Below are 22,080 nucleotides of genomic sequence, written 5' to 3' on the forward strand. Positions count from 1 at the left end.
CTTTCCACCGCAATCATTTATCGCACATCCGCGCCCTTCTGCATACCCGCAGCCGAAATCTCTCAGAGCCCCAGCGACTTGATCTTGCGGTGCAGCGCACTGCGCTCCATGCCCACGAATTCAGCAGTCTTCGAGATATTCCCCCCAAACCGCTCGATCTGCGCCAGCAGATACTGGCGCTCGAACACCTCGCGCGCCTCGCGCAGCGGCAGGCTCATGAGATGGGCCGAAGCATCGGTGTCGCCCACCGTCGGCAGCACTTCGCCGATGTCCGAAGGGAGCATGGCGGCCGTGATGACGCCGTTCTCGGGCGCCTGATCCTTCATGAGGATCAGCAGTCGCTCGATCGAATTGCGAAGCTGGCGGGCATTGCCGGGCCAGTCCTGCGCCTGGAGGACGGCGAGGGCATCTTCGCCGATCACCATCGCGCGCAGGTTGTGCATGCGGCACACCTGCTCGATGAAGAGATCAACCAGCGGCGGAATGTCTTCCCGCCGCTCCCGCAACGGCGTCAGCTGAATGGGCACGATCGACAGGCGATGGAAGAGGTCGGAACGGAACCCGCCGCCCTCGATGGCCTGCGCAACGTTCTGCGAGCTGGAGGACACCACCCGCACGTCGATAGGTACCGGCACGGTGCCCCCGACTCGGAGAAAGCGGTTTTCCACCAGCGTCCGCAACAGCGCGGCCTGGGCGGGTGCCGGGAGGCTTGCGACCTCGGACAGATAGAGCGTTCCGCCATGGGCACGTTCGAGAGCCCCGACTTCCGTACGCAGCGTGCCCATGCGCTCGCGTGCCTCTCGCCCGAAGAGAACCGTCTGCACCTCATCGGGCGCATAGAGCGAGCAGTTGATCTCGACGAATGGCGCGTCCGCCCGCTGGCTGCGCTGGTGAATGAGGCGCGCACACAGGCCCTTGCCGCTGCCTGATGCTCCAGAAATGAAGACGCGCGAATTGGTTGGCGCCGATTTCTCGATCACGGCCCGAACCTGCTGCAACGCCGGCGAGGCGCCGGCCAGTTCAGCCGCCTTGATGCTGGAGCGCTCGCGCAGATCCGCCACTTCGGACTTGAGCCGGGAGGCCTCCATGGCGCGCTGCGTGATCAGCAGCAGGCGATCGATCTTGAACGGCTTCTCGATATAGTCATAGGCGCCGCGCTTGATGGCCGAGACGGCGGTCTCGACATTGCCATGGCCCGAAATCATCACCACCGGCAGGTCGGGATGCTGGCTCTGGAAGACGTCGAGCAATTGCAGCCCGTCGAGCCGCGAACCCTGCATCCAGATGTCGAGAAACACCAGGCTGGGTCGCCGCTTCGCGATCTCGTTGAGACCCGAATCGGCATCGTGCGCCTGCCGGGCCTCATACCCCTCGTCCTCCAGAATGCCTGCGATCAGGTCCCGGATGTCGTCTTCGTCGTCGATGATCAGAATATCGCGTGCCATCAGGTGCTCGCTGCCGCCGGGACGGCTGGCTCCTCTATTTCGTCACGGGGCCTGCTGTCGCCCTCTTGCATTGCTGCGTCCAATCCTCCGGCATCCGCCCCGGCGCCGTTATGACTGGTGTCTTGGTCAGGCTTGTGTGCAACCGGCTCATCGGCGCCGGCAGCGTCGTCGTCCGTGGCCTTGCCGCGCGGCAGGGTGAATGCAAAGCAGGCCCCTATCCGGCCTGCCTCGTCGGGCTCGGCATCGACCAGTTCGACCCGACCCCCGTGCTGTTCGATGATCTTGGCCACTATGGCAAGACCCAGTCCCGTGCCCTTTTCACGCGTGGTTATATAGGGTTCGAGCAGACGCTGGCGGTTTTCCTTCGGCCACCCCTTGCCGTTATCGCAAATCGAAACCCGCACATGGGTATCCTGCGGCTGGGCGTCAACGGTGATGACCGGGTTGCGAATTGCCTCCAACCCTGCGCCCTCGATCGCTTCTACTGCATTCTTGATCAAATTCGTCAAGCATTGCGAGATCAGCCTGGCGTCGAAAAAGGCGCTGATCGGCTGCTCGGGCAGGTTCACCCAGATATCGATGGCCGGAAGGCGGACGCTTTCAAGGAACACGGCCTGCCGGATGGTATCGGAGAGATCGCCCTTTTCCGGCTGGGCGGCAGGCATGCGGGCGAAGGACGAGAACTCGTCGACCATCCGCCCGATATCGCCCACCTGCCGGATGATGGTGTTGATGCATTTGTCAAAAACGTCGCGATCGCCCTCGAGCCGCTCGCCGTAACGGCGGCGCAGGCGCTCGGCCGAAAGCTGGATGGGCGTCAGCGGGTTCTTGATTTCGTGGGCGATGCGTCGCGCCACATCCGCCCAGGCCCCGGTGCGCTGTGCCGACAAAAGGTCGGTAATATCGTCCAGCGTTGCCACGAAGCCCTTGGATTCCGTCATCGATCCTTCGCGGGTGATCTGCACCTGATAGGTGCGGTAATCCGGCCCAGAGCCCAGTTCGATCTGGTCGCGCGTCTGTCCACGGCGGGCGGACATGGCGCGCTCGACGATCGGGGCGAGTTGGGGAATGACCTTCGCGATTGGCTCTCCGATCACTGAAACCTCATCTCGCGACAGCATTTCGGCGGCGCGCGCATTGACCAGTGTCACGGCCCCGAACGGATCGAGGCCGATAATGCCGGCCGACACGCCTTCCACCACTGCTTCGGTAAACTGCCGCCGCTTCTCATTGGTTTCATTGGCTTCGAGCAGCGCCTGCCGCTGCGTCTTGAGCTGGTGGGTCATGCGGTTGAAGCGATTGGAGAGATCGCGCAGATCACCGCGACCCGCCTGAACCGGCACCTGCACATCGAGATCGCCGGCACTGACCCGGCTCGACGCAATCATGAGATTTCGGATCGGATCGACGAAGCGGTTCGCCATCGCGATGCCGGTCCAGAGCGCCGCCAGCAGCAGCACCAGTGCAAGGCCGACATAGGTGATGGTGACCGTGATCTGGAACACCAGCCGGTTGGACGCATATTCGCGATACTCGGTGATGTTCTCGTCGGTCAGTCGCATGAACTCGAGCACGACCGGGTCTACCTGTCGGGCGACGAACAGGTAGGTGTCGGTATAGCCGCGCAGCTTTACCACCGAGCCCACCAGATTGGTCCGACCCGGCGCGATGAGGGTCGGCACCCCCTCCTCCACCCCTTCGGTCAGGCCATCGGGCACGCGCGGTACCGTCCCTGGCGCGTTGATCTGGGCCCGCATGAGGGTGTCCCCGGACGCGTCGATCAGCGAGGTGAAGGGCAGCGAGCGGGTGGTGGCCAAGGCCGTCAGGATGCGCTGGAAGCGCTCGCGATCGGTCTGGTAGGTACCGCGAGCCTGTTCGAGCTCGGTCGCGACCCAGATGATGTCGTCTCGCAAGACCTGCGCGTGCTCGAGCATGTACGAGCGTGCCACCAGTCGGGAGCTTTCGACGATGGTGCGGGTGCGCTCCGAGAACCACTGATCGAGGCCCTGATTGAGCGAAAAAGTCGCCACGACCGCCACCAGAGCCGCCGGGATGGCGGCAACCAGGGCGAAAAGCGTCACCATGCGCAGTTGTAGCCCTGAACCGGCTTCCTTGCGCCAGCGCGATTGCAGCAGGAGCAGCGCTTCGGTGAGCACGAGCGCAATCAGCATCAGCACGAGGATGCCGTTGGCGACCCAGATGACGGTCCAGATTTCCGGCGTCGGCTCGATATCCGTGCCGCCGGTGAGGATCAGGAACGATCCTACCGAGACGAGCACGGCCGAAATCACCACCACCAGACCAAGTGCACGAATGGCCTGTTTGGAGCGATCCCCGAAGAACGCAACAGCAGCGACAGCCGGATTGGCCCGGCTGTCCGACAGATCAGCGCTGGCCATCGCGACATCGTTCATGTTCAGAGCCGGGTTCGGATCAGTCGGGACCTACCATGCTCCCTTTGTCGACGTCGACCCTTGGGGATAAATGTTGCCGAAATGTGACAGCGATCGGCGTTAGGTCGAACGCGCACCACAGAGGCGCGCCCGCCTAACCCTGACGGCGGCTCTGCTTGACGATCTCGATCGAATGCGTCCTGATCTTCTTGCGCAGGGTGTTGCGGTTGAGGCCAAGCAGGTCGGCCGCCTTGATCTGGTTTCCGCCGCAGGCGTTGAGCGCCATGGCGATCAGGGGCGCTTCGACGCGATCGATCACACGCTGATAAAGTCCCGGCGGTGGCAGATCCGGTTCATGTTCGCGCAGCAGCTGTGCGACATGGGTTTCGACGGCTGTCGAGACGTCCACCGGTCCGGTGGTGGCCACCAGAGGCTGCCGCTCGGCAATGTTGAGCTCCGACTGCACGATCTCGAGCGAAATCTGCTCGTCGGCATAAAGCGCGGTGAGGCGGCGAACGAGGTTTTCGAGTTCGCGGACGTTGCCTGGCCAGGAATAGTTCTGCATGAGGCGAATCGCCTCTGACGAGATGGTCTTGACCGGCTCGCCCTCGGTTTGGCTGGCCCGCAGGAAATGCTGCACCAGATCGCCGATGTCGTCGACGCGTTCGCGCAGCGGCGGCAGGCGGATGGGCACGACGTTGAGGCGATAATAGAGATCTTCACGAAACAGGCCCTGCCGGATCATCTGGCCGAGGTCCCGATGGGTTGCGGCGACGATGCGGACATTGGACTTGATCGGCGTCCGACCCCCGACCATCGTGTATTCGCCCTCCTGCAGCACGCGGAGGAGCCGGGTCTGGGCATCCATCGGCATGTCGCCGATCTCATCGAGGAACAGCGTGCCCCCCTCGGCCTGCTCGAAGCGACCGGAGGACCGGGAGGTCGCCCCCGTGAATGCCCCCTTCTCGTGGCCGAAGAGTTCGGCCTCGATCAGATCGCGCGGAATAGCCGCCATGTTGATGGCGACGAAGGGTCCGTTTCGGCGCTTGCCGAAATTATGTAGGGCCTTGGCCACGAGCTCCTTGCCGGTGCCGCTCTCGCCGGTGATCATCACCGTCAGATCGGTCTGCATGAGCCGCGCAAGGGCCCTGTAGATGTCCTGCATCGCCGTCGAGCGACCTACGAGCGGCATCTGCTCGCCCGGTTCGTCGGCCTTGCGCTCGGCAGGCGTGGGCTTCTTGGCATCGGCCAGGGCCCGCGCCACCACCGACAGCACCTCCGTGATGTCGAAGGGCTTTGGCAGATATTCGTAGGCGCCCATCTCGTTGGCGCGGATCGCCGTCATGAAGGTGTTCTGCGCGCTCATCACCACCATGGGCAGGTCGGGCCTGAGCTTCTTGATCTTGGGCATGATGTCGAAGGCATTGCCATCGGGCATCATCACGTCGGTGATGAGAAGATCGCCCTCCCCGCGGCTCACCCAATTCCACATGGTCGAGAGATTGCCCGTGGGCCGCACTTCATACCCGGCGCGTGTCAGCGCCTGATTAAGCACCATGCGGATGGCCGCATCGTCATCGGCGAGCAAGATGGTGTGGCCGCTCATGATGATTTCGCCTCTTTCTTGTGCGCCACGAAGCCACCGCCGCTCGCGACGGGCAGGAGAATGCGGAAGCGGGTGCGGCCGGGCCGGCTATCGCAGTCAATGACCCCGCCATGGTCGCCGATGATCTTGGCCACGAGCGCCAGGCCCAGTCCGGATCCGTTGGTCTTGGTGGTAACGAAGGGATCGAAGAGGATGGGCAGCAGGTCGGACGGCACGCCCGGCCCGTTGTCTTCGATGACGATCTCGAGCGGCAGCGAAATGCGCTGCGAAATGCCCTGCACGGAAATCCGGATGCCCGGCCGGAAGGCGGTGGAGATGCGGATCTCGGGCTTCTGCGTGTGCTCGAGGGCTTCGGCCGCATTCTTGATGAGGTTGAGGAAGACCTGCACGAGCTGGTCTCGATTGCCCAGCACCGGCGGCAGCGAGGGATCATACTCCTCGGTGAAATCGATGCCGCGGGCCACCCCGTTGCGCGCAAGCAGCTTCACCCGATCGAGCACCACATGGATGTTGATCGGTTCGCGATCGAGCGGGCGGTCATCGCCGAACACCTCGACGCGGTCGATGAGGTCGACGATGCGATCGGTTTCCTCACGGATGAGGCGCGCGAGCGGCAATTCCTCGGAGGCAACGCTCTGCTCGAGCAGCTGGGCGGCGCCCCTGATGCCAGAGAGCGGGTTCTTGATCTCGTGGGCCATCATCGATGCGAGGCCGGTGACCGAGCGGGCGGCGCCGCGACTGACCAGTTGCCGATCGATCTTGTCGGCCATGGTGCGCTCCTGAAAGAGCAGCGCAACCTGACCTTCGAGCTCGGCCATCGGTGTGCCGAAGACGTCGACGACCCGCTCGTCCCCGAAACGGGATGACCCCACCCGGACACGGTATTCCGTCATGGGGGCGCGACGTTCGGCCACCGATTCCACGAGCCCGATGATCGGCGAGCCGAATGCAATGAGGTCATCGAGCTTCTGGCGGCTGAGCACGCTCAGCGATGCGCCGAAGAAGGCCTCCGCCGCGTAGTTGACGAACATCACGGTCCGGCTCTCGTTGACCACGAGGATGGGCTGCGGCAAAGCCTGGAGAATGGCGGCCGAGAGCGCGCCGAGCGCGTCGGACTTCATGCGGCTTCCTTTCGGCCAGAAACGAGCGCCTCGCGAAAAAGACTGATCGCCTCGCGCGGGCTATCCGAGGTCAGCATCGTCTGGCGCAGGGCCTTGGGCGGCTCTGCGCCCTGCCCTTCGAGGTACCAGTCGAGATGCTTGCGCGCGATGCGAACTCCGAGCGCGCTGCCATAGAGCGTGAGGATATCCTCGTAATGCTCGGTGACGAGGTCGATCAGGGCCTCGCCCTCGGGAGCGCGTCCGGCGTCAGCGCCCGCCAAGGCTGCGCCGACCTGTCCAACGATCCAGGGACGCCCCTGCGCGCCGCGCCCGATCATCACTGCGGCGGCGCCCGATTGCGACAGCGCGTCCTGCGCGGCATCGAGCGTCGTGATGTCCCCATTGATCACCACCGGCACGCGAACGGCCTCGACGACCTCCCGCACCGGGGCCCAGCGCGCCTGCCCCTTGTAGAACTGTTCCCGCGTCCGGCCGTGGACGGTGACCATCCTGACGCCAAGGGCCTCCGCGCGCCGCGCCATGTCAGCTGCGTTGAGGCTTTCGTCGTTCCAGCCGAGGCGCATCTTGATCGTCACCGGCAGCCCCACCGTCATCACGGCCTCTACAAGCCGCATCGCAAGGTCCGGCACGCGCATCAGCGCCGACCCGGCATACCCATTGGTGACGCGCTTGGACGGACAGCCGAAATTGATATCGAGCACATCGGCGCCCGCGTCGCGCGCGATGGCTGCGCCGCGCGCCATCCATTCGGGCTCGCAGCCGGCAAGCTGCACCACATGCGGAATGCCGGAGACGCGGCCGAGTTTGCGCACCATATCCGCATGGCCCGTTGACAGCGCCGAACTCGCCACCATTTCTGACACGACAAGGCCGGCGCCGAACCGGTGGGCCAGCTTGCGCATCGGCGCATCGGTAATGCCAGCCATGGGCGCCAGAAACGCCCGGTTGGGCAATTCGTGGCCCCCGATGCTCAAGGGTAAGGCAGTGGTGGAAAGCGCGTGCACGCGAAACGCTCAATTCGCTGAAGTGCCTGCACAATAGTCAAAAAGCGTTCGACTGCAACCGCTTTTGCTGGGCTTGCCCTGCCCATGTGGTAACCGCTATGGCATCGATACCGCAGGGAGGTTGAGCATGGCCGTCGCGCAGCGGATCGCCGTCATTATCGTAGCTGCCGGCAAGGGCGAGCGTGCGAGCCGCGATGGCGATCCTGAGCCAAAGCAGTATCGCCTTCTGGCCGGCAAGCCCGTGCTGTCCCGGACCGTCGAAGCTTTCCTCGCAATCGACGCCATCGACCATGTCGTTCCTGTCATCCATGCCGACCATCAACAGCGCTACGCAAGGCTCGCTCTGGGCCATGATCGGCTGCATCCTCCGGTCATCGGGGGCGCGACGCGTCAGGCCTCGGTGCGCGCCGGGCTCGAAGCGCTGGCACCGCTGAGGCCAGACATTGTGCTGATCCAGGACGCCGCGCGCCCATTTGCGGATGCCGAGCTTATCGGGGGGGTCATCGCGGCGCTCGAGAGCGCGCAGGCCTCGCTGCCCGTGACGCCAGTCACCGATACCATCAAGCGCTCGAGCGACGGACGCCTGGTCGAGCGGACGGAGGATCGGCAGACACTGTTTGCCGCCCAGACACCGCAGGGCTTCCGCTTCCCGCAAATCCTTTCGGCCCATCTGCGGGCAGCGCGACTGCCGCGCGAATTCACCGACGACGCGGCGATTGCCGAATGGGCGGGGCTCGACGTCGTCCTGACACCTGGCAGCCTTCGCAACATCAAGCTGACGATGCCCGGCGATTTCGAGCGCGCCGAGCGCATGATTCTGGGAGATCGCCGGATGGAGACGCGTATCGGCACGGGCTATGACGTGCACCCCTTCGATGACGGGCAATCGGTCTGGCTCGCCGGCGTCGAAATTGCGCACACCCGCAAGCTCAAGGGCCACTCCGATGCCGATGTGGCCCTGCATGCGCTCTGCGATGCCATCTATGGGGCGCTTGGCGAGGGCGATATCGGTCATCATTTTCCGCCCAGCGATATGAAGTGGAAGGGCGCCGCCTCACGCATTTTCCTCGAGCATGCGGCTGGGCTCGTGGCCGCGCGTGGCGGGCGCATCGTCAATCTCGACATCACCATCGTGGCCGAGGCGCCGCGGATCGGGGCACATGTGCCGGCGATGCGGGACGTCATCGGCGCCATCTGCGGCATCAACCCAAGCCGCGTGGCGGTCAAGGCAACAACCAACGAGAAAATCGGCTTCGTGGGGCGGGAAGAGGGGATTTGCGCCATCGCCTCGGCATCTGTCGAATTGCCGAGGCAGGACTGATCCGATGCAGATGCCGCCCGACATCGACGCACTGGCCCGCGAGGCCGTGGCTGCGCTGATCGCCCGGCGGCTGACCGTCTCGACGGCGGAGAGTTGCACGGGTGGATTGATCGCCGGAGCGTTGACGTCCGTGGCGGGATCGTCCGAGGTGGTCTATGGCGGCTTCGTCACCTATGCCAACGAAGCCAAAATCGCCATGATCGGCGTGCCCTGGGCCCTGCTCAAGTCGCATGGCGCGGTTTCGAAAGAGGTGGCCATCGCCATGGCCGAAGGGGCACTGGCCGCTGCCGGCACGCACATTGCCGTTGCAGTGACGGGCGTCGCCGGTCCGGGTGCCTCCGAGGCCAAACCTGCCGGGCTTGTGCATTTCGCCCTGGCCGGGCCCGATGGCGTGCGCCATCTGCAACGACAGTTCAGTGGGCTCGATCGTGCAGGCGTGCGCCACGCCACTGTAGTTGAGGCGCTCAGGATGATCATCGCTGCGGCAAAGAGCGGCTAGAGCTTAAATTGTCGCGTTTCCGGACGGCAAACCGGTATCCCCTTTGCCTCGAAACGCTCTCGCCTCAGCCAAACCGCCGGTCCGCCTCGGCGACGAACGCATCCATGATCTCGCCCTGCTTCGCCGCGAAGGCGGGCTCGGCAACGGCTGCGATCAGCGGATTTGATATCTTGAAATCGATGTCGAAGGTGACGCGCGTCCCCTGCCCTTCGGGCTCGAACCGCCACGTGCTGTCGAGATAGGCGAACGGCCCATCGACCGCCTTGGCGCGGATGGTGCGCGCCGCCTCGTCCATGGTCACCCGGCTTGTGTAGGACTGGGTGACCGGTCCGAAGCGGATCGTCATCTTGGCGAACCGCTCATTGGCGGCAAGAGGACGGTCGGTCCACACCCTCATCGCTGAGCAGTTCGGCACGAAGCTGGGATAGGTCTCGAGATCGGCTACGAGCGCAAACATCGAGCCAGGCAGATGCGGCACGTGCCGCTCGAAAAACAGGTCGGGCATGGATCAGCGCTGCGCCGCGAGCCGTGCGGCCTTGAGGCGAGCAAAATCCTCGCCCGCATGGTGGGACGAGCGGGTCAGCGGTGAAGCGGACACGAGGTGGAAGCCCTTGGTCTTGGCGATGGTCGCGTAGGACTTGAACTCGTCTGGCGTCACGAAGCGCAGCACCGGATGGTGCTTGCGGGTCGGCTGAAGATACTGCCCGATTGTGAGGAAATCCACATCGGCCGAGCGCAGGTCGTCCATCAACTGCAACACTTCGTTCCGCTCTTCGCCCAGTCCGACCATGATGCCGGACTTGGTGAACATGGTCGGGTCGAGTTCCTTGACCTTCTGCAACAGCCGGATCGAGTGGAAATAGCGCGCGCCCGGGCGAACCTTCAGATATTTCGAGGGCACCGTCTCCAGATTGTGGTTGAACACGTCGGGCTTCGCAGCCACCACGATTTCGAGCGCGCCGTCCTTGCGCAGGAAATCGGGCGTCAGGATCTCGATGGTGGTGCGCGGAGTGCGCGCCCGGATCGCAAGGATGACATCGGCGAAATGCCGGGCCCCGCCATCGGGCAGATCATCCCGATCGACCGATGTGATGACGACATGCTCGAGCCCGAGCGTATCCACGGCCTTCGCCACGTTCTCCGGCTCGTTGGGATCGAGCGGCAGCGGCAGGCCGGTGCGTACGTTGCAGAAGGCGCAGGCGCGTGTGCACACCTCGCCCATGATCATCATCGTCGCGTGCTTCTTGCTCCAGCACTCCCCGATATTGGGGCAGCCGGCTTCCTCGCACACGGTGACGAGATTGTTCTCGCGCACGATCTTCTGGGTTTCGCGGTAAACCGGCGAGCCCGGCGCGCGCACGCGGATCCAGTCCGGCTTGCGCAGCACTTCGGTATCGGGGCGATTGGCCTTTTCGGGGTGCCGGGGACGGCTGTCGATCAGCGTAACCACGTGTGTTCTCCGATCAAGGGTTCCGAGCCGGAGCTTTGGCCGGAACCTGGAAGAGCGACGCGATGCCCCAGCCCAACGCGCCGAAGATGAGGCCGGGCAACGCCCCGGCAACGACTGCAGTCCAGAAGGCCGTGAGCCCCTCGACCGGCACCATGTTGAGCTTCACATGGCTCGCGCCGGGATACAGCAGCTCCACCGTGCCCGCGACAAGCCCGACGGATGTCCAGAAGATGAGGAGCACAAGGAAGATACGGCGCCGAATGGACATGGGTTCTCCTCAGGCGACCAGCCGCGCCGCCAGAATGACGATGACGGCGCCGCCCGTGGCGATGATGAATTCGCGCAGCCAGACATTATCGACGGGAATGGCAATGCCGAAATAGGACACAATGAAGCCCCCGACAATAGAGCCGAGAAGCCCAGCTGCGAGATAGCGGATCAGGCCCGTGCCGCCGACGATGCGGCTGGCCAGCCAGCCGGCCGCGAGGCCCACGAGCACCCAGATCAGGATCTGCTGTCCATCCATCCCGATCGGCTCCGGTGGCACGAGGCTGTTGCCCATCAGATATTGAGTGCCCGACCATAGGCGTCAAGCACGCTTTCCTTCATCGTCTCGCTCAGGGTCGGATGCGGGAAGATGGTGTGCATCAGCTCTTCCTCGGTGGTCTCGAGGTTCATGGCAACGACGAAACCCTGGATCAGCTCGGTGACTTCGGCGCCCACCATATGGGCTCCCAGCAGTTCTCCGGTCTTGGCGTCGAAGATGGTCTTGACCAGCCCGTCGGGCTCGCCCAAGGCCACGGCCTTGCCATTGCCGATGAAGGGGAAGCGCCCGACCTTGATGTCGCGTCCGGCTTCCTTCGCCTTGGCTTCGGTCATCCCCACGCTCGCCACCTGCGGCTCGCAATAGGTGCAGCCGGGCACCTTGGACTTGTCGAGGCCGTGAACCTTGTGGCCGGCGATGGTTTCGACGGCGATCACCGCTTCGTGCTCGGCCTTGTGCGCCAGCATGGGCGGGCCCGCGACGTCGCCGATGGCCCAGACACCCGGCACGTTGGTGCGACCATGGCCGTCAACGACGATGGCGCCGCGATCCAGCTTGACGCCGACTGTCTCCAGTCCGAGACCTTCGGTATTGCACACGACGCCAACCGCAGAAATCAGCCTGTCACCGGCAACCTGCTGCTTGTCGCCCGACTTCAGCGCGACATGGGCAACGACGCCCTTGGCCGACTTCTCGACCTTTTCGACCTTGGCATCGGTCAGGAACTTGATGCCGCGCTTTTCGAGCCGCTTGCGCACATGAGCGGCGATCTCGGAATCCTCGACAGGCAGGATCTGCGGCAGGAGCTCAATGACCGTAACTTCCGCGCCCATGGATCGGTAGAAAGAGGCGAATTCGATGCCGATGGCGCCTGATCCCATGACCACCAGCGACTTGGGCATTTCGGCAGGGACCATGGCCTCGAAATAGGTCCAGATCCGATCACCATCGGGCTCGATGCCGGGCAATACACGCGGGCGCGCGCCTGTGGCGATGATCACGTTCTTGGCTGTGTAGGTACCTGGGCCGAGCGTCGACTTCGGCGGCGGAACCTGGGGGTCCATCGCCTTCTTTTTCGTTTTTTCGACCACCACGGTGCCGGCTTTCTCCAGCCGCGCCTCGCCCCAGATGATGTCGACCTTGTTCTTCTTCATGAGGAACTGGACGCCGGTATTCATCTGGGTCGCGATGCCACGCGAGCGCTTGACGATGGCGCCCATGTCGAACCCCGGCGCGCCGGCGGAGAGGCCGTAATCCTTGGCATGCTGCATGTGCCCGTAGATTTCTGCCGAGCGCAGCAGCGCCTTGGTCGGTATGCAGCCCCAGTTCGAGCAGATGCCGGCCATGTGCTCGCGCTCGACGATCGCCGTCTTGAGCCCGAGCTGGGCGGCACGAATGGCCGCGATATATCCGCCGGGGCCCGCACCGATGACGATGAGGTCGTAGCTGTCGGCCATTGCGGGCTCCTAGATCTTGAGAATGGACTTGACGACCGGCACGAGCCCCTCGCCGATCGCACGGGTGTTGGCCGCATCGAGGTGAACGCCATCGATCGGCGTGGCTTTCGCCACGGTCGCAGCGTCGAAATAGCCGCAGCCCAGCTCTTTGGCGATCCGCCCGTAATAAAACGAAAAGAGCTTGGCCTCATCTGCGCGCGGCGCAAACATCGGGTGCAGGTCCTTGTGGTCCGTCTCGACCGTCAGCGGCGGCGAGACGATCACCACTTCGGGCACCTTAAAGCCCGGCATATAGGGATGGTGCCGCACGATTTCCACAAGTCGCTTCACGCCCATGGCAGCGCCGAACGCCGTGCCGTTGATGAAGAGCTTGAGATCGTTAGTGCCAAGGAAAATGATCACCAGATCGAGCGGCGCGTGCGTCTGCAAAAGCGTCGGCAGCACGCGCGCGCCATTGCGATCGAAGGCGGCGGCGTTGTCGTCGAAAACCGTAGTGCGCCCGCCAAGACCTTCGGCGATGACACGCGCCACGCCGCCAAGGCCAGCCTCCAGCACGCTGGGCCACCTGTCTTCATAGGCATGGCGTCCGAACACCGCAGCATCGTGCCCGTAGGTGAGGCTGTCGCCATAGGCGAGGATGGTTTTCATCTAAACTCTCTCATTCCACCTTGGCGGCAGCGTCCACACTCATTGCATCTGGGACGCAAGCTTTTGCAGGGTAAGGCCACCAATGCCAAAACTGAAGCGCACCGGAGCGCCTGCCTTAAGACCAAAAGCATTGCCTTTGGTGCTCTGCCGGATCCAATGGCCACCCATTAGCGGAGACGCGCATACCGGTTCCCCGCGGCCTTTGGCAAACTCAACGCAAAGCATGTTGAAATTGCCTCCCCGCTTTAGAAACCACTTACCCGCCTCAATCTTCTTCGAATAGCCAGACCAAGCCAGCAAACCGCCGTCAGGCGCGAAATACATCACTCCCGTCCCGGAGAATTGCAGCCGCCGCCGTACAAAATCTGGCTGAGGGCGGATCGCGATCAGCATTGTATAGCCGCTCACGAATTTCTTTGCCTGTGCCGATGACCCGTAAAAGAAGCTCTCGACCAATGCCTTGTCAGCGTTGATTACAGCGGCATCTTGCGCGCTTGCGGGCGCAGCCAAACCAAGTGACACTAGCAACGCCAAGACCGTCAGCAATGACTTCATCAAATCCCCCGAATAGAAGTGAGCGTCATTATCTAACGTGATTTGAACTGATCAAGCCAGCATCATTACCGGATTTTCGATCAGCCCCTTGAAGGCGGCCAGAAGTTCGGCCCCCAGCGCACCATCGACCGAGCGGTGATCGCAGGAGAGCGTGACGGTCATGAAGGTACCGGTCTTGATCTCGCCCCTTTCGGCGTAGACCCGCTCCTCGCCAGCCCCGACCGCAAGGATTGTCCCGTGCGGCGGGTTGATCACGGCGGCAAAGTGCTTGATGCCGTACATGCCCAGATTGGAGACCGAGGACGCGCCGCCCTGATATTCATGCGGGGCGAGCTTCCGGCTCCGGGCGCGCCCGGCAAGGTCTTTCACCTCTTCGGAGATCTGACGCAGCGACTTGGTCTCGACGGCCTTCACCACCGGAGTGAAGAGGCCACCGGGCACGGCCACGGCAACCGCCACATCGGCATGCTTGTGCAGCAGGATCGCGTCTCCCGCCCAGGTCGCGTTCGCCGAAGGTACGGCCATCAGCGCATGGCCCCAGGCCTTGACGATGAAATCGTTGACCGAGAGCTTGTAGGCCGGCTTGCCGTCCTTGTCCTTGGGGGCCAGTGCGTTGATCTGCTCGCGCGCAGCCATCAGCGCATCGATGCGACAATCGAGCGTGAGATAGAAATGCGGCACCGTCTGCTTGGATTCGGTGAGGCGCGCTGCCACCACCTTGCGCATGCCATCGGCGGGAACGAGCTCGTAGCTGCCCTCGGGATAGAGCGCCAGAACCTGGGCCTTGGTCATTCCGGCAGGCGTGGCTGCGGAACCGGCCGAAGCCGGCGGCGCGGCGGAAGGCGCGGCCTTGGGCTGGGCTTTCCCCGAGCTTGCGGCCTCGACATCGGCCTTGATCACGCGGCCTTTCGGGCCCGATCCGGCAATCGCCGAAAGATCGAGACCCGCTTCCTTTGCCAGCCGCCGGGCCAGCGGCGAGGCGAAGACGCGACCGCTATCAGCCTTCTGAGGCGCGCTCGAACCGGTGTTGCTGTTGGCGACCGAAGGCGCAGCCGCCGGAGCGCTGGCTTTACTCGCGGCTGCCGCGGGCTTTGCCGCATCCGAGCCGGTTGTCGACTTCGCGGCATCGGTCTTGGCCGCTTGGGATTTTGCGGCCTCAGGCTTGGGCTGCGGCTCGGCCTCTGCGGTCTCGCCCTCTTCGAGGAGCACAGCGATGATCGCGTTGACCTTTACACCCTCGGTGCCCTCGGCAACCAGGATCTTGCCGATCTTGCCCTCGTCGACCGCCTCGACTTCCATGGTGGCCTTGTCGGTCTCGATCTCTGCAATCACGTCGCCCGAAGAGACGGTGTCACCCTCCTTGACGTGCCATTTGGCGAGCTTGCCCTCTTCCATCGTCGGGGAGAGCGCCGGCATGGTGATGTTGATCGGCATGACCTCAGCTCCGGTAGGTGACGGCGTTGACGGCGGCGATTACTTCGTCGACGTTGGGCAGCGCCAGCTTCTCGAGATTTGCGGCATAGGGCATCGGCACGTCCTTGCCGGTGACTCGGGTGACCGGCGCATCGAGATAATCGAACGCCTTCTCCATCAGCTGCGCCGCGATCTCGGCGCCGATGCCGCCCTGCGGCCAACCTTCTTCGACGGTGACGCAGCGGCCGGTCTTCTTGACCGACTCGATGACCGTATCGATGTCCATCGGGCGCAGCGTGCGCAGATCGATCAGCTCGACATCGACACCCTGGGCAACCAGCTTTTCCGTTGCCTGTGTCGCGTAGCGCATGCCCATCGAGAACGAGACGATGGTGACATCCTTGCCCTTGCGGGCGATCCGCGCCTTGCCGATGGGCAGCACGTAATCGTCGACCTTGGGCACGAGCCCGGTCGAACCGTAGAGAATTTCGTTTTCAAGGAAGACGACCGGCGTATTGGACCGGATCGCCGCCTTGAGGAGACCCTTGGCGTCCGCCGCGCTATAAGGCGCGATGACGTAGAGACCGGGCACATGGCTGTACCAGGCCGAAAAGTCCTGGCTATGCTGGGCCGCAACGCGAGCCGCAGCGCCATTGGGTCCGCGGAACACGATCGGCGCCGTCACCTGCCCGCCCGACATGTAGAGCTGCTTGGCGGCCGAGTTGATGATCTGGTCGATCGCCTGCATGGCGAAATTCCAGGTCATGAACTCGACGATCGGACGCAGCCCGGCGAAGGCTGCGCCAACACCGATGCCGGCAAAACCGTGTTCGGTGATCGGGGTATCGATGATGCGCTTGGCCCCGAACTCCTGCAGCAGGCCCTGGGTGATCTTGTAGGCGCCCTGATACTCGGCGACTTCCTCGCCCATGACGAAGACCGTCTCGTCACGCCGAAGCTCTTCGGCCATGGCCTCGTTGAGCGCCTGGCGAACCGTCATTTCCACCATCTCGACCCCTTCGGGCAGATCGGGATCGGCAGCGGCTTCGAGCCGCGGCGCTGCGGGTGCCTTGGTCTCGTTGACGGTCGGCATCGAGGTTTCAGCGGCGGCCGCATCGGGCCCGGGCTTCTCGCTCTCGGCAGGCGCGGCTTCGGCCTTGGGCGCAGCCTCGCTCTCCTGCTCGCCTTCGGCCAGAACCAGCGCGATGGGCGTGTTGACCTTCACGCCTTCGGTGCCGGCCTCGACGAGGATTTTGGTGACGGTGCCGGAATCGACCGACTCGACTTCCATCGTTGCCTTGTCGGTCTCGATCTCGGCAAGAACGTCGCCGGGCGATACGGTATCCCCGACTTTCACGAGCCACTTGGCGAGCTTGCCCTCTTCCATCGTCGGGCTGAGGGCGGGCATCAGGATATTGGGCATGGGCGGGCTCCGGAGCGCGGGGCTATGCGGCATTGCCGGTCAGGATATTGACCAGCACAAGAAGCATGAACGGGAAAAAGGCCAGCAGGAAAACCTTGCGACCGTGCTTGAAACTGTCGATGGCGCCGGCACTGCCCGGGCCGCTGATCGCAGCGGCGGCGGAAAAGTTGCCGGTTCCGAGGTTGAACATTGCCGCAATCTTTTGGCCCTGTGGCGCAAGACGCGCCACCCCGACCCACCCCATCACCATCCGCGCAAAGCCATAAGCGGCGATGGCCCAGACGATGAAGCCGAGGATAAAGATCGCCGCCTGCATCAGGCTTCGGCGTAGACGTCGGTCCAGAGTTCGGACACGTCCGGCTCCGGATCTGAGGTGGCAAAGTCAGCGGCTTCGGTAACGATGGCGCGGATTTCGGTCTCGATCAGCTTGAGGCTTTCCTCGCTGCCATAACCGCGGTCGAGGATGCGTTTCTTGCTCTGCTCGATCGGATCGCGCTCGGCGCGCATGGTCGAGACTTCGTCCTTGGAGCGGTATTTTGCCGGGTCGGACATCGAGTGACCGCGATAACGGTAGGTCATCATCTCGAGGATATAGGGGCCCTTGCCCGAGCGCGCATGCTCGATCGCACGGGCCGCAGCATCACGCACCAGGCGCACATCCATGCCGTCGACCTGTTCGCCCTCGATGCCGAACCCGATGCCGCGGCGCGAGAAATCGGTCTGTGCCGAGGCGCGTTCCACCGAGGTCCCCATGGCGTAGCGGTTGTTCTCGATGATGTAGACGACCGGCAGGTTCCAGAGCTTGGCCATATTGAAGCTCTCATAGACCTGGCCCTGATTGGCTGCGCCGTCGCCGAAATAGGTGAGGCTGACAGTGTTCTCGCCACGATACTTGGCGGCAAACGCCAGTCCGGTGCCAAGCGATACCTGCGCGCCGACGATGCCGTTGCCGCCATAGAAGCGGTGCTCGTTGGAGAACATGTGCATCGAGCCGCCCTTGCCTTTCGACAAGCCACCACCGCGCCCGGTGAGTTCGGCCATCACGCCCTTCGGCTCCATGCCGATGACCAGCATGTGGCCATGGTCGCGATAGCCCGTGATCGAGGCGTCGCCTTCCTGGCTGGCCATGTTGATGCCGGTGACGACGGCTTCCTGACCGATGTAGAGATGGCAGAACCCGCCGATCAGGCCCATGCCATACATCTGGCCGGCCTTTTCCTCGAAGCGGCGGATCAGCAGCATGTCGCGATAGGCGCGCAGCTCCTCGTCCTTGGTGAAATCGGGTACGTTGGACTGAGCCGATGATGCGACCTTGGCGGCCGCGGCTTTGCGCGCCATGAGCTGTGCTCCGGGTTGTAGACGACAGGCAGCTCGCGCAACCCTGAGAGGATCGCGACCTGTTGAAGCTAAACCATTCCCGACGCTAACGCCAGCCTCGTCTAAGACACGTTGGAAACACAGCAAAGCCTTGTATAATCGAACATTTATCGGATAAACTGATCTTCAGTTAATCAGCGTGATGAGCCTGAAGTCGGTTGATTGGTCGCGGGATCGACCATGATCACGACGTCGCTCTCCTTGGCCATGGCCAGAAGAGCCCGCGCGCGTTCAGAAACGATATCGGGATCGAGCCTGTCGGCGCGGAACAGCTCTACGCGATGACGATAGGCATCGATCTCGGCCTGCAGCGCCGCCGAATCCGCCTCGAGCGCGACGATATCGGCCTGCATCTGCTTTTGGCCTTCGAAACCGAACTGGCCACCGATGGCGTGATAGGCCAGATAACCCTGAAATGCGACAAGCGCTCCTGCCAAGGCGAGCGGACGCCAGAAGGCTGGTCTTTTGAGGCGAGTAGGCATGGGTCGACCTGTTGCGGCGGGAACGTCTGCGACACTGGGCCCAGAGGGTTAAGAGAGCGTTGCCGTTCTCAGAACTCGTTCCAGTCCGGGTCGATGGCGGCAGAGCCAGCCGAGAGATATCGCCGCGACGCGGCCGACTGCGGCCGTGCCGATGGCGATTTCATCGGGCGATCCGGCGAACGCATCTCCGGTCCGCGGCCGCCCTTGAGGCGCTGCTGCGCCGACGCAGCGACGGGCTCCCCGAGCACGAAGGCGTCCACGATGCCATCGAGCGCGCTCGCCTGTCCTTCGGTTTGCTCGATGGCGGCGTTGGTCTCCTCGACAAGGGCGGCATTGTGCTGCGTCATCTCGTCGATCTGGCGTATGGCGGTCGCAACCTCGGCCAGCGTGCCCGATTGCTGTTGGGTGGCAGCGGCGATCTGGTTGAGCAGCGCGCTGCTTTCGTGAATGCCTTCGAGCATGATGCTGACCTTGTTGGCCGCCTCGGCAACCAGCCGCGTACCGCCGGTGACTTCGGTGCCGCTCTGCTCGATCAATGCCTTGACCTCGGCCGAAGCCTGCGCCGCCGATTGCGCCAGCCGACGCACCTCGACCGCGACGACGGCAAAGCCCCTGCCCGCTTCGCCGGCCCGCGCAGCCTCCACGGACGCGTTGAGCGCCAGCAGATTGGTCTGGAAGGCGATGTCGTCGATCATCCCGATGATGCTGGAGATCTTGCCCGACGAGGCTGAAATCCGGCCCATCGCATCGCTGGCCTTGGCGACGACGGTTCCCGCCTCTTCCGCCGTGCGAGACACGGACTTTGCCTTGCTCGAGGCGCTGACGGCGCGGTCGGCATTTTCACTGACGGTGAAGGTCAGCTGCTCCATCGCGGCGCTGGTTTCCTCGACGGCGGCGGCCTGCTTGGTGGTGCGTTCGGCCAGGTCGTTCGCGCCAGAGAGGATTTCGCCGGTCGCAGTCTTCAGCGCGCTCGAGGTCTGGCGCAGGCGGCCCACGATGTCGGCGAAGGTTTCCACCGTGTCGTTGAAGGCGATGCGCAGCGCGTCGAGATCGCCGCTGAAATTTTCGGAAATGCGTGATGTCAGGTCGCCCTTGGCCAAGGTCGCCAGAGCCGACCCGAGCGAGGCGACGGCCGCCTTGCGTGCGGTGGCCTCGGTGGCATCGGTGGCAAATTTCACCACCTTGTAGGGCTTGCCGTTGAGATCGAAGATCGGGTTGTAGGAGGCCTGGATCCACACCTCCCGCCCGCCCTTGCCGATGCGGCAGTATTCGGCGGCCGTGTATTCGCCGCGGCGCAGTTTCTCCCAGAACTGGCGGTAATCCTCGGTCTCGGCATGCTGCGGATCGACGAACATCCGGTGGTGCCGACCTTTGATCTCGGCCAGATCATAGCCAAGAGCGCGGCAGAAATTCTCGTTGGCATCGAGGATGATGCCCTGCAGGTCGAACTCGATGACAGCCTGGGCCCGGTTGATCGCGGCCAACTGGCTCTGGGCGTCCGAGGTCTCGCGCTTCTGCCGGCTGACGTCAGCCGCGACCTTCAGGATCTTGAAAGGCGCGCCCTTCCGGTCGACGACGGGATTGTAGGAGGCCTGGATCCACACTTCGCGGCCGCCCTTGGCCAGGCGGCGAAACTCTCCGCTCTCGAACCGGCCGGCGCGAAGCCGCTCCCAGAAGGCTGCATATTCAGGGGCTTCGGCTTCTCCGGGGGCGAGGAACATGCGGTGGTGCTGGCCCACGATCTCTTCGAGACCATAGCCCATGGCCTTGAGAAAATTGTCGTTGGCCTTGAGGATCCGGCCTTCGGGATCGAACTCGATCATGGCCTGCGAGCGCGACAGGGCCGCCAACGCAGCCTCATCCTCGGTCGCGCGGCGACCCTTCAGCGACAACAGCATCATCCATTCCCCAAGCAACGCTTGCTGCGTTGCCTGAAGATGCGCCACGATGATTAAGGCGAGGTCAACGACAACTTCGGCACTTTGCGCAGAGCCGAAGCTGTCAAAGTCTTTACGGGAATCAGCTCTTGAGAATTGAGCGCCCTGCATAGACTGCGGCGGCGCCGAGCTGTTCTTCGATGCGAATCAACTGGTTATACTTGGCCAGGCGATCAGATCGCGACAGCGAGCCGGTTTTGATCTGCCCGCAATTGAGCGCGACGGCCAGATCCGCAATCGTCGAATCCTCCGTCTCACCCGAGCGGTGCGACATCACCGAGCTATAGCCGGCCCTGTGCGCCGTATCGACGGCATCGAGGGTTTCGGACAGCGAGCCGATCTGGTTGACCTTAACCAGGATGGAATTGGCCACGCCCATGCTGATGCCCGACTTCAGCCGGCTCGTATTGGTCACGAACAGATCGTCGCCCACCAGCTGCACGGATTTGCCGATGGCCTGGGTCAGCGCCTTCCAGCCCTCCCAGTCATCCTCGGCCATACCATCCTCGATGGAGATGATGGGAAAGCGCTTCGTCAGGTCTTCGAGATAGCGCACCATTTCGTCGGCCCCAAGCGTGCGGCCCTCGCCGGTCATCTCATACTTGCCACCCTTGAAATATTCGGTGGAGGCGCAGTCGAGCGCGAGGCAGACATCGTCGCCCGGCACATAGCCGGCCTTCTCGATCGACGCCATGATGAAGCCGAGTGCGTCTTCGGCGGATTTGAGGTTGGGCGCAAACCCTCCCTCGTCGCCCACATTGGTGTTGTGGCCCTGCGCCGAGAGACCCTTCTTCAGCGTATGGAAAATCTCGGCGCCCATGCGCACCGCTTCGGCGATGCTTTCGGCACCCACCGGCATGATCATGAATTCCTGCATGTCGATGGGGTTATCGGCATGCGCGCCGCCATTGATGATGTTCATCATCGGCACCGGAAGCACATGCGCGTTCGGCCCGCCGATATAGCGGTAGAGCGGCAGCGCGCTGCTCTCGGCGGCAGCGCGGGCAACGGCCAGCGACACCCCAAGGATTGCGTTCGCCCCCACGCGGCTCTTGTTGGGCGTGCCATCAAGGGCGATCAGCGTCCGGTCGATTGTGATCTGCTCGAGGGCATCCATGCCCTGGATTTCCGACAGGATTTCGGTGTTGACGAAATCGACTGCCTTGGTCACGCCCTTGCCCATATAGGGCCTGCCGCCATCGCGCAGTTCCACCGCTTCGTGCGCACCGGTCGAAGCGCCGGACGGAACCGCCGCACGCCCGAAGCTGCCATCGTCGAGCACGACATCGACCTCGACGGTCGGATTGCCGCGGCTGTCGAAGATCTGGCGAGCGGTGACATCGAGGATAGTGGACATGGGCATGCCTTTCGCGGTGAAGCCATCACGGTGCGCCCCTTCCTAGAA

General features: G+C 63.5%; 21 protein-coding genes. 2 read left to right on the top strand and 19 right to left on the bottom strand.

Translation table 11 applies throughout. The features are described 5' to 3' along the window. Positions 1 to 62: 62 nt before the first annotated feature. From ntrX to dusB, 5 genes are all read right to left on the bottom strand, one after another. Complete coding sequence (gene ntrX / locus BT183_RS04370; protein WP_072339359.1) at positions 63 to 1,445, bottom strand: nitrogen assimilation response regulator NtrX; 1,383 nt, start codon at positions 1,443 to 1,445, stop codon at positions 63 to 65. Further along, the gene (locus BT183_RS04375) at positions 1,445 to 3,844 is read right to left on the bottom strand and encodes a sensor histidine kinase NtrY-like (protein WP_143145659.1); all 2,400 of its coding nucleotides are present in this window, start codon (positions 3,842 to 3,844) and stop codon (positions 1,445 to 1,447) included. Before BT183_RS04375 ends, ntrX begins: the two co-directional genes overlap by 1 nt. Before the next feature lie 148 nt (positions 3,845 to 3,992). Further along, entirely contained in the window at positions 3,993 to 5,444 is a 1,452-nt protein-coding gene (gene ntrC / locus BT183_RS04380; protein ID WP_072339362.1) for a nitrogen regulation protein NR(I), read from the bottom strand. Then, on the bottom strand, positions 5,441 to 6,565 hold the full coding sequence (locus tag BT183_RS04385) for a two-component system sensor histidine kinase NtrB (protein ID WP_072339364.1): 1,125 nt from the start codon (positions 6,563 to 6,565) through the stop codon (positions 5,441 to 5,443). Before BT183_RS04385 ends, ntrC begins: the two co-directional genes overlap by 4 nt. Beyond that, positions 6,562 to 7,539: a tRNA dihydrouridine synthase DusB gene (gene dusB / locus BT183_RS04390; protein ID WP_244545243.1), complete on the bottom strand. Its 978-nt coding sequence runs from the start codon at positions 7,537 to 7,539 to the stop codon at positions 6,562 to 6,564. Before dusB ends, BT183_RS04385 begins: the two co-directional genes overlap by 4 nt. Positions 7,540 to 7,696: 157 nt before the next feature. Between dusB and BT183_RS04395 the strand changes: the two genes are divergently transcribed. Both BT183_RS04395 and BT183_RS04400 read left to right on the top strand, forming a co-directional pair. Next, the gene (locus BT183_RS04395) at positions 7,697 to 8,890 is read left to right on the top strand and encodes a bifunctional 2-C-methyl-D-erythritol 4-phosphate cytidylyltransferase/2-C-methyl-D-erythritol 2,4-cyclodiphosphate synthase (RefSeq protein WP_072339368.1); all 1,194 of its coding nucleotides are present in this window, start codon (positions 7,697 to 7,699) and stop codon (positions 8,888 to 8,890) included. 4 nt (positions 8,891 to 8,894) lie between these two features. Beyond that, the gene (locus tag BT183_RS04400) at positions 8,895 to 9,389 is read left to right on the top strand and encodes a CinA family protein (protein ID WP_244545244.1); all 495 of its coding nucleotides are present in this window, start codon (positions 8,895 to 8,897) and stop codon (positions 9,387 to 9,389) included. 64 nt (positions 9,390 to 9,453) lie between these two features. Here BT183_RS04400 and BT183_RS04405 read toward each other — a convergent pair whose 3' ends face one another. The 14 genes from BT183_RS04405 to eno form a co-directional block, all read right to left on the bottom strand. Continuing rightward, positions 9,454 to 9,894, bottom strand: coding sequence for a type II toxin-antitoxin system RatA family toxin (locus BT183_RS04405; RefSeq protein ID WP_072339370.1), 441 nt, complete (start codon positions 9,892 to 9,894; stop codon positions 9,454 to 9,456). A 3-nt stretch (positions 9,895 to 9,897) separates the two neighbouring features. Further along, positions 9,898 to 10,839, bottom strand: a complete 942-nt coding sequence (lipA, locus tag BT183_RS04410; RefSeq protein ID WP_072339372.1) for a lipoyl synthase — start codon at positions 10,837 to 10,839, stop codon at positions 9,898 to 9,900. 13 nt (positions 10,840 to 10,852) lie between these two features. After that, entirely contained in the window at positions 10,853 to 11,107 is a 255-nt protein-coding gene (locus BT183_RS04415) for a hypothetical protein (RefSeq protein WP_072339374.1), read from the bottom strand. A gap of 9 nt (positions 11,108 to 11,116) precedes the next feature. Further along, the gene (locus BT183_RS04420) at positions 11,117 to 11,365 is read right to left on the bottom strand and encodes a GlsB/YeaQ/YmgE family stress response membrane protein (RefSeq protein ID WP_072341521.1); all 249 of its coding nucleotides are present in this window, start codon (positions 11,363 to 11,365) and stop codon (positions 11,117 to 11,119) included. Between the two features lie 35 nt (positions 11,366 to 11,400). Beyond that, positions 11,401 to 12,840 carry a dihydrolipoyl dehydrogenase gene (gene lpdA, locus BT183_RS04425; protein WP_072339378.1) on the bottom strand — a complete coding sequence of 480 codons (1,440 nt, stop codon included), beginning with the start codon at positions 12,838 to 12,840 and terminating at the stop codon, positions 11,401 to 11,403. A gap of 9 nt (positions 12,841 to 12,849) precedes the next feature. After that, positions 12,850 to 13,488 (bottom strand): SGNH/GDSL hydrolase family protein, encoded by a 639-nt coding sequence (locus tag BT183_RS04430; protein WP_072339380.1) that lies wholly within the window; start codon positions 13,486 to 13,488, stop codon positions 12,850 to 12,852. A gap of 39 nt (positions 13,489 to 13,527) precedes the next feature. Continuing rightward, positions 13,528 to 14,043: a hypothetical protein gene (locus BT183_RS04435; protein ID WP_072339382.1), complete on the bottom strand. Its 516-nt coding sequence runs from the start codon at positions 14,041 to 14,043 to the stop codon at positions 13,528 to 13,530. 51 nt (positions 14,044 to 14,094) lie between these two features. Beyond that, entirely contained in the window at positions 14,095 to 15,477 is a 1,383-nt protein-coding gene (locus BT183_RS04440) for a pyruvate dehydrogenase complex dihydrolipoamide acetyltransferase (RefSeq protein ID WP_072339384.1), read from the bottom strand. 4 nt (positions 15,478 to 15,481) lie between these two features. Then, on the bottom strand, positions 15,482 to 16,879 hold the full coding sequence (locus BT183_RS04445) for a pyruvate dehydrogenase complex E1 component subunit beta (protein ID WP_072339386.1): 1,398 nt from the start codon (positions 16,877 to 16,879) through the stop codon (positions 15,482 to 15,484). A 22-nt stretch (positions 16,880 to 16,901) separates the two neighbouring features. Continuing rightward, the gene (locus tag BT183_RS04450; protein ID WP_072339387.1) at positions 16,902 to 17,195 is read right to left on the bottom strand and encodes a hypothetical protein; all 294 of its coding nucleotides are present in this window, start codon (positions 17,193 to 17,195) and stop codon (positions 16,902 to 16,904) included. Then, entirely contained in the window at positions 17,195 to 18,217 is a 1,023-nt protein-coding gene (pdhA, locus tag BT183_RS04455) for a pyruvate dehydrogenase (acetyl-transferring) E1 component subunit alpha (protein WP_072339388.1), read from the bottom strand. The genes BT183_RS04450 and pdhA overlap by 1 nt, the downstream gene beginning before the upstream one ends. Positions 18,218 to 18,390: 173 nt before the next feature. Next, positions 18,391 to 18,738 carry an FtsB family cell division protein gene (locus BT183_RS04460; protein WP_084603247.1) on the bottom strand — a complete coding sequence of 116 codons (348 nt, stop codon included), beginning with the start codon at positions 18,736 to 18,738 and terminating at the stop codon, positions 18,391 to 18,393. A 68-nt stretch (positions 18,739 to 18,806) separates the two neighbouring features. Then, positions 18,807 to 20,630: a methyl-accepting chemotaxis protein gene (locus BT183_RS04465; RefSeq protein ID WP_483188818.1), complete on the bottom strand. Its 1,824-nt coding sequence runs from the start codon at positions 20,628 to 20,630 to the stop codon at positions 18,807 to 18,809. A gap of 127 nt (positions 20,631 to 20,757) precedes the next feature. Then, positions 20,758 to 22,032, bottom strand: a complete 1,275-nt coding sequence (eno, locus tag BT183_RS04470; protein ID WP_072341523.1) for a phosphopyruvate hydratase — start codon at positions 22,030 to 22,032, stop codon at positions 20,758 to 20,760. Between the last annotated feature and the right edge of the window lie 48 nt (positions 22,033 to 22,080).

It is taken from the genome of Devosia enhydra, from assembly GCF_900119845.1.
GTDB lineage: Bacteria > Pseudomonadota > Alphaproteobacteria > Rhizobiales > Devosiaceae > FPKU01.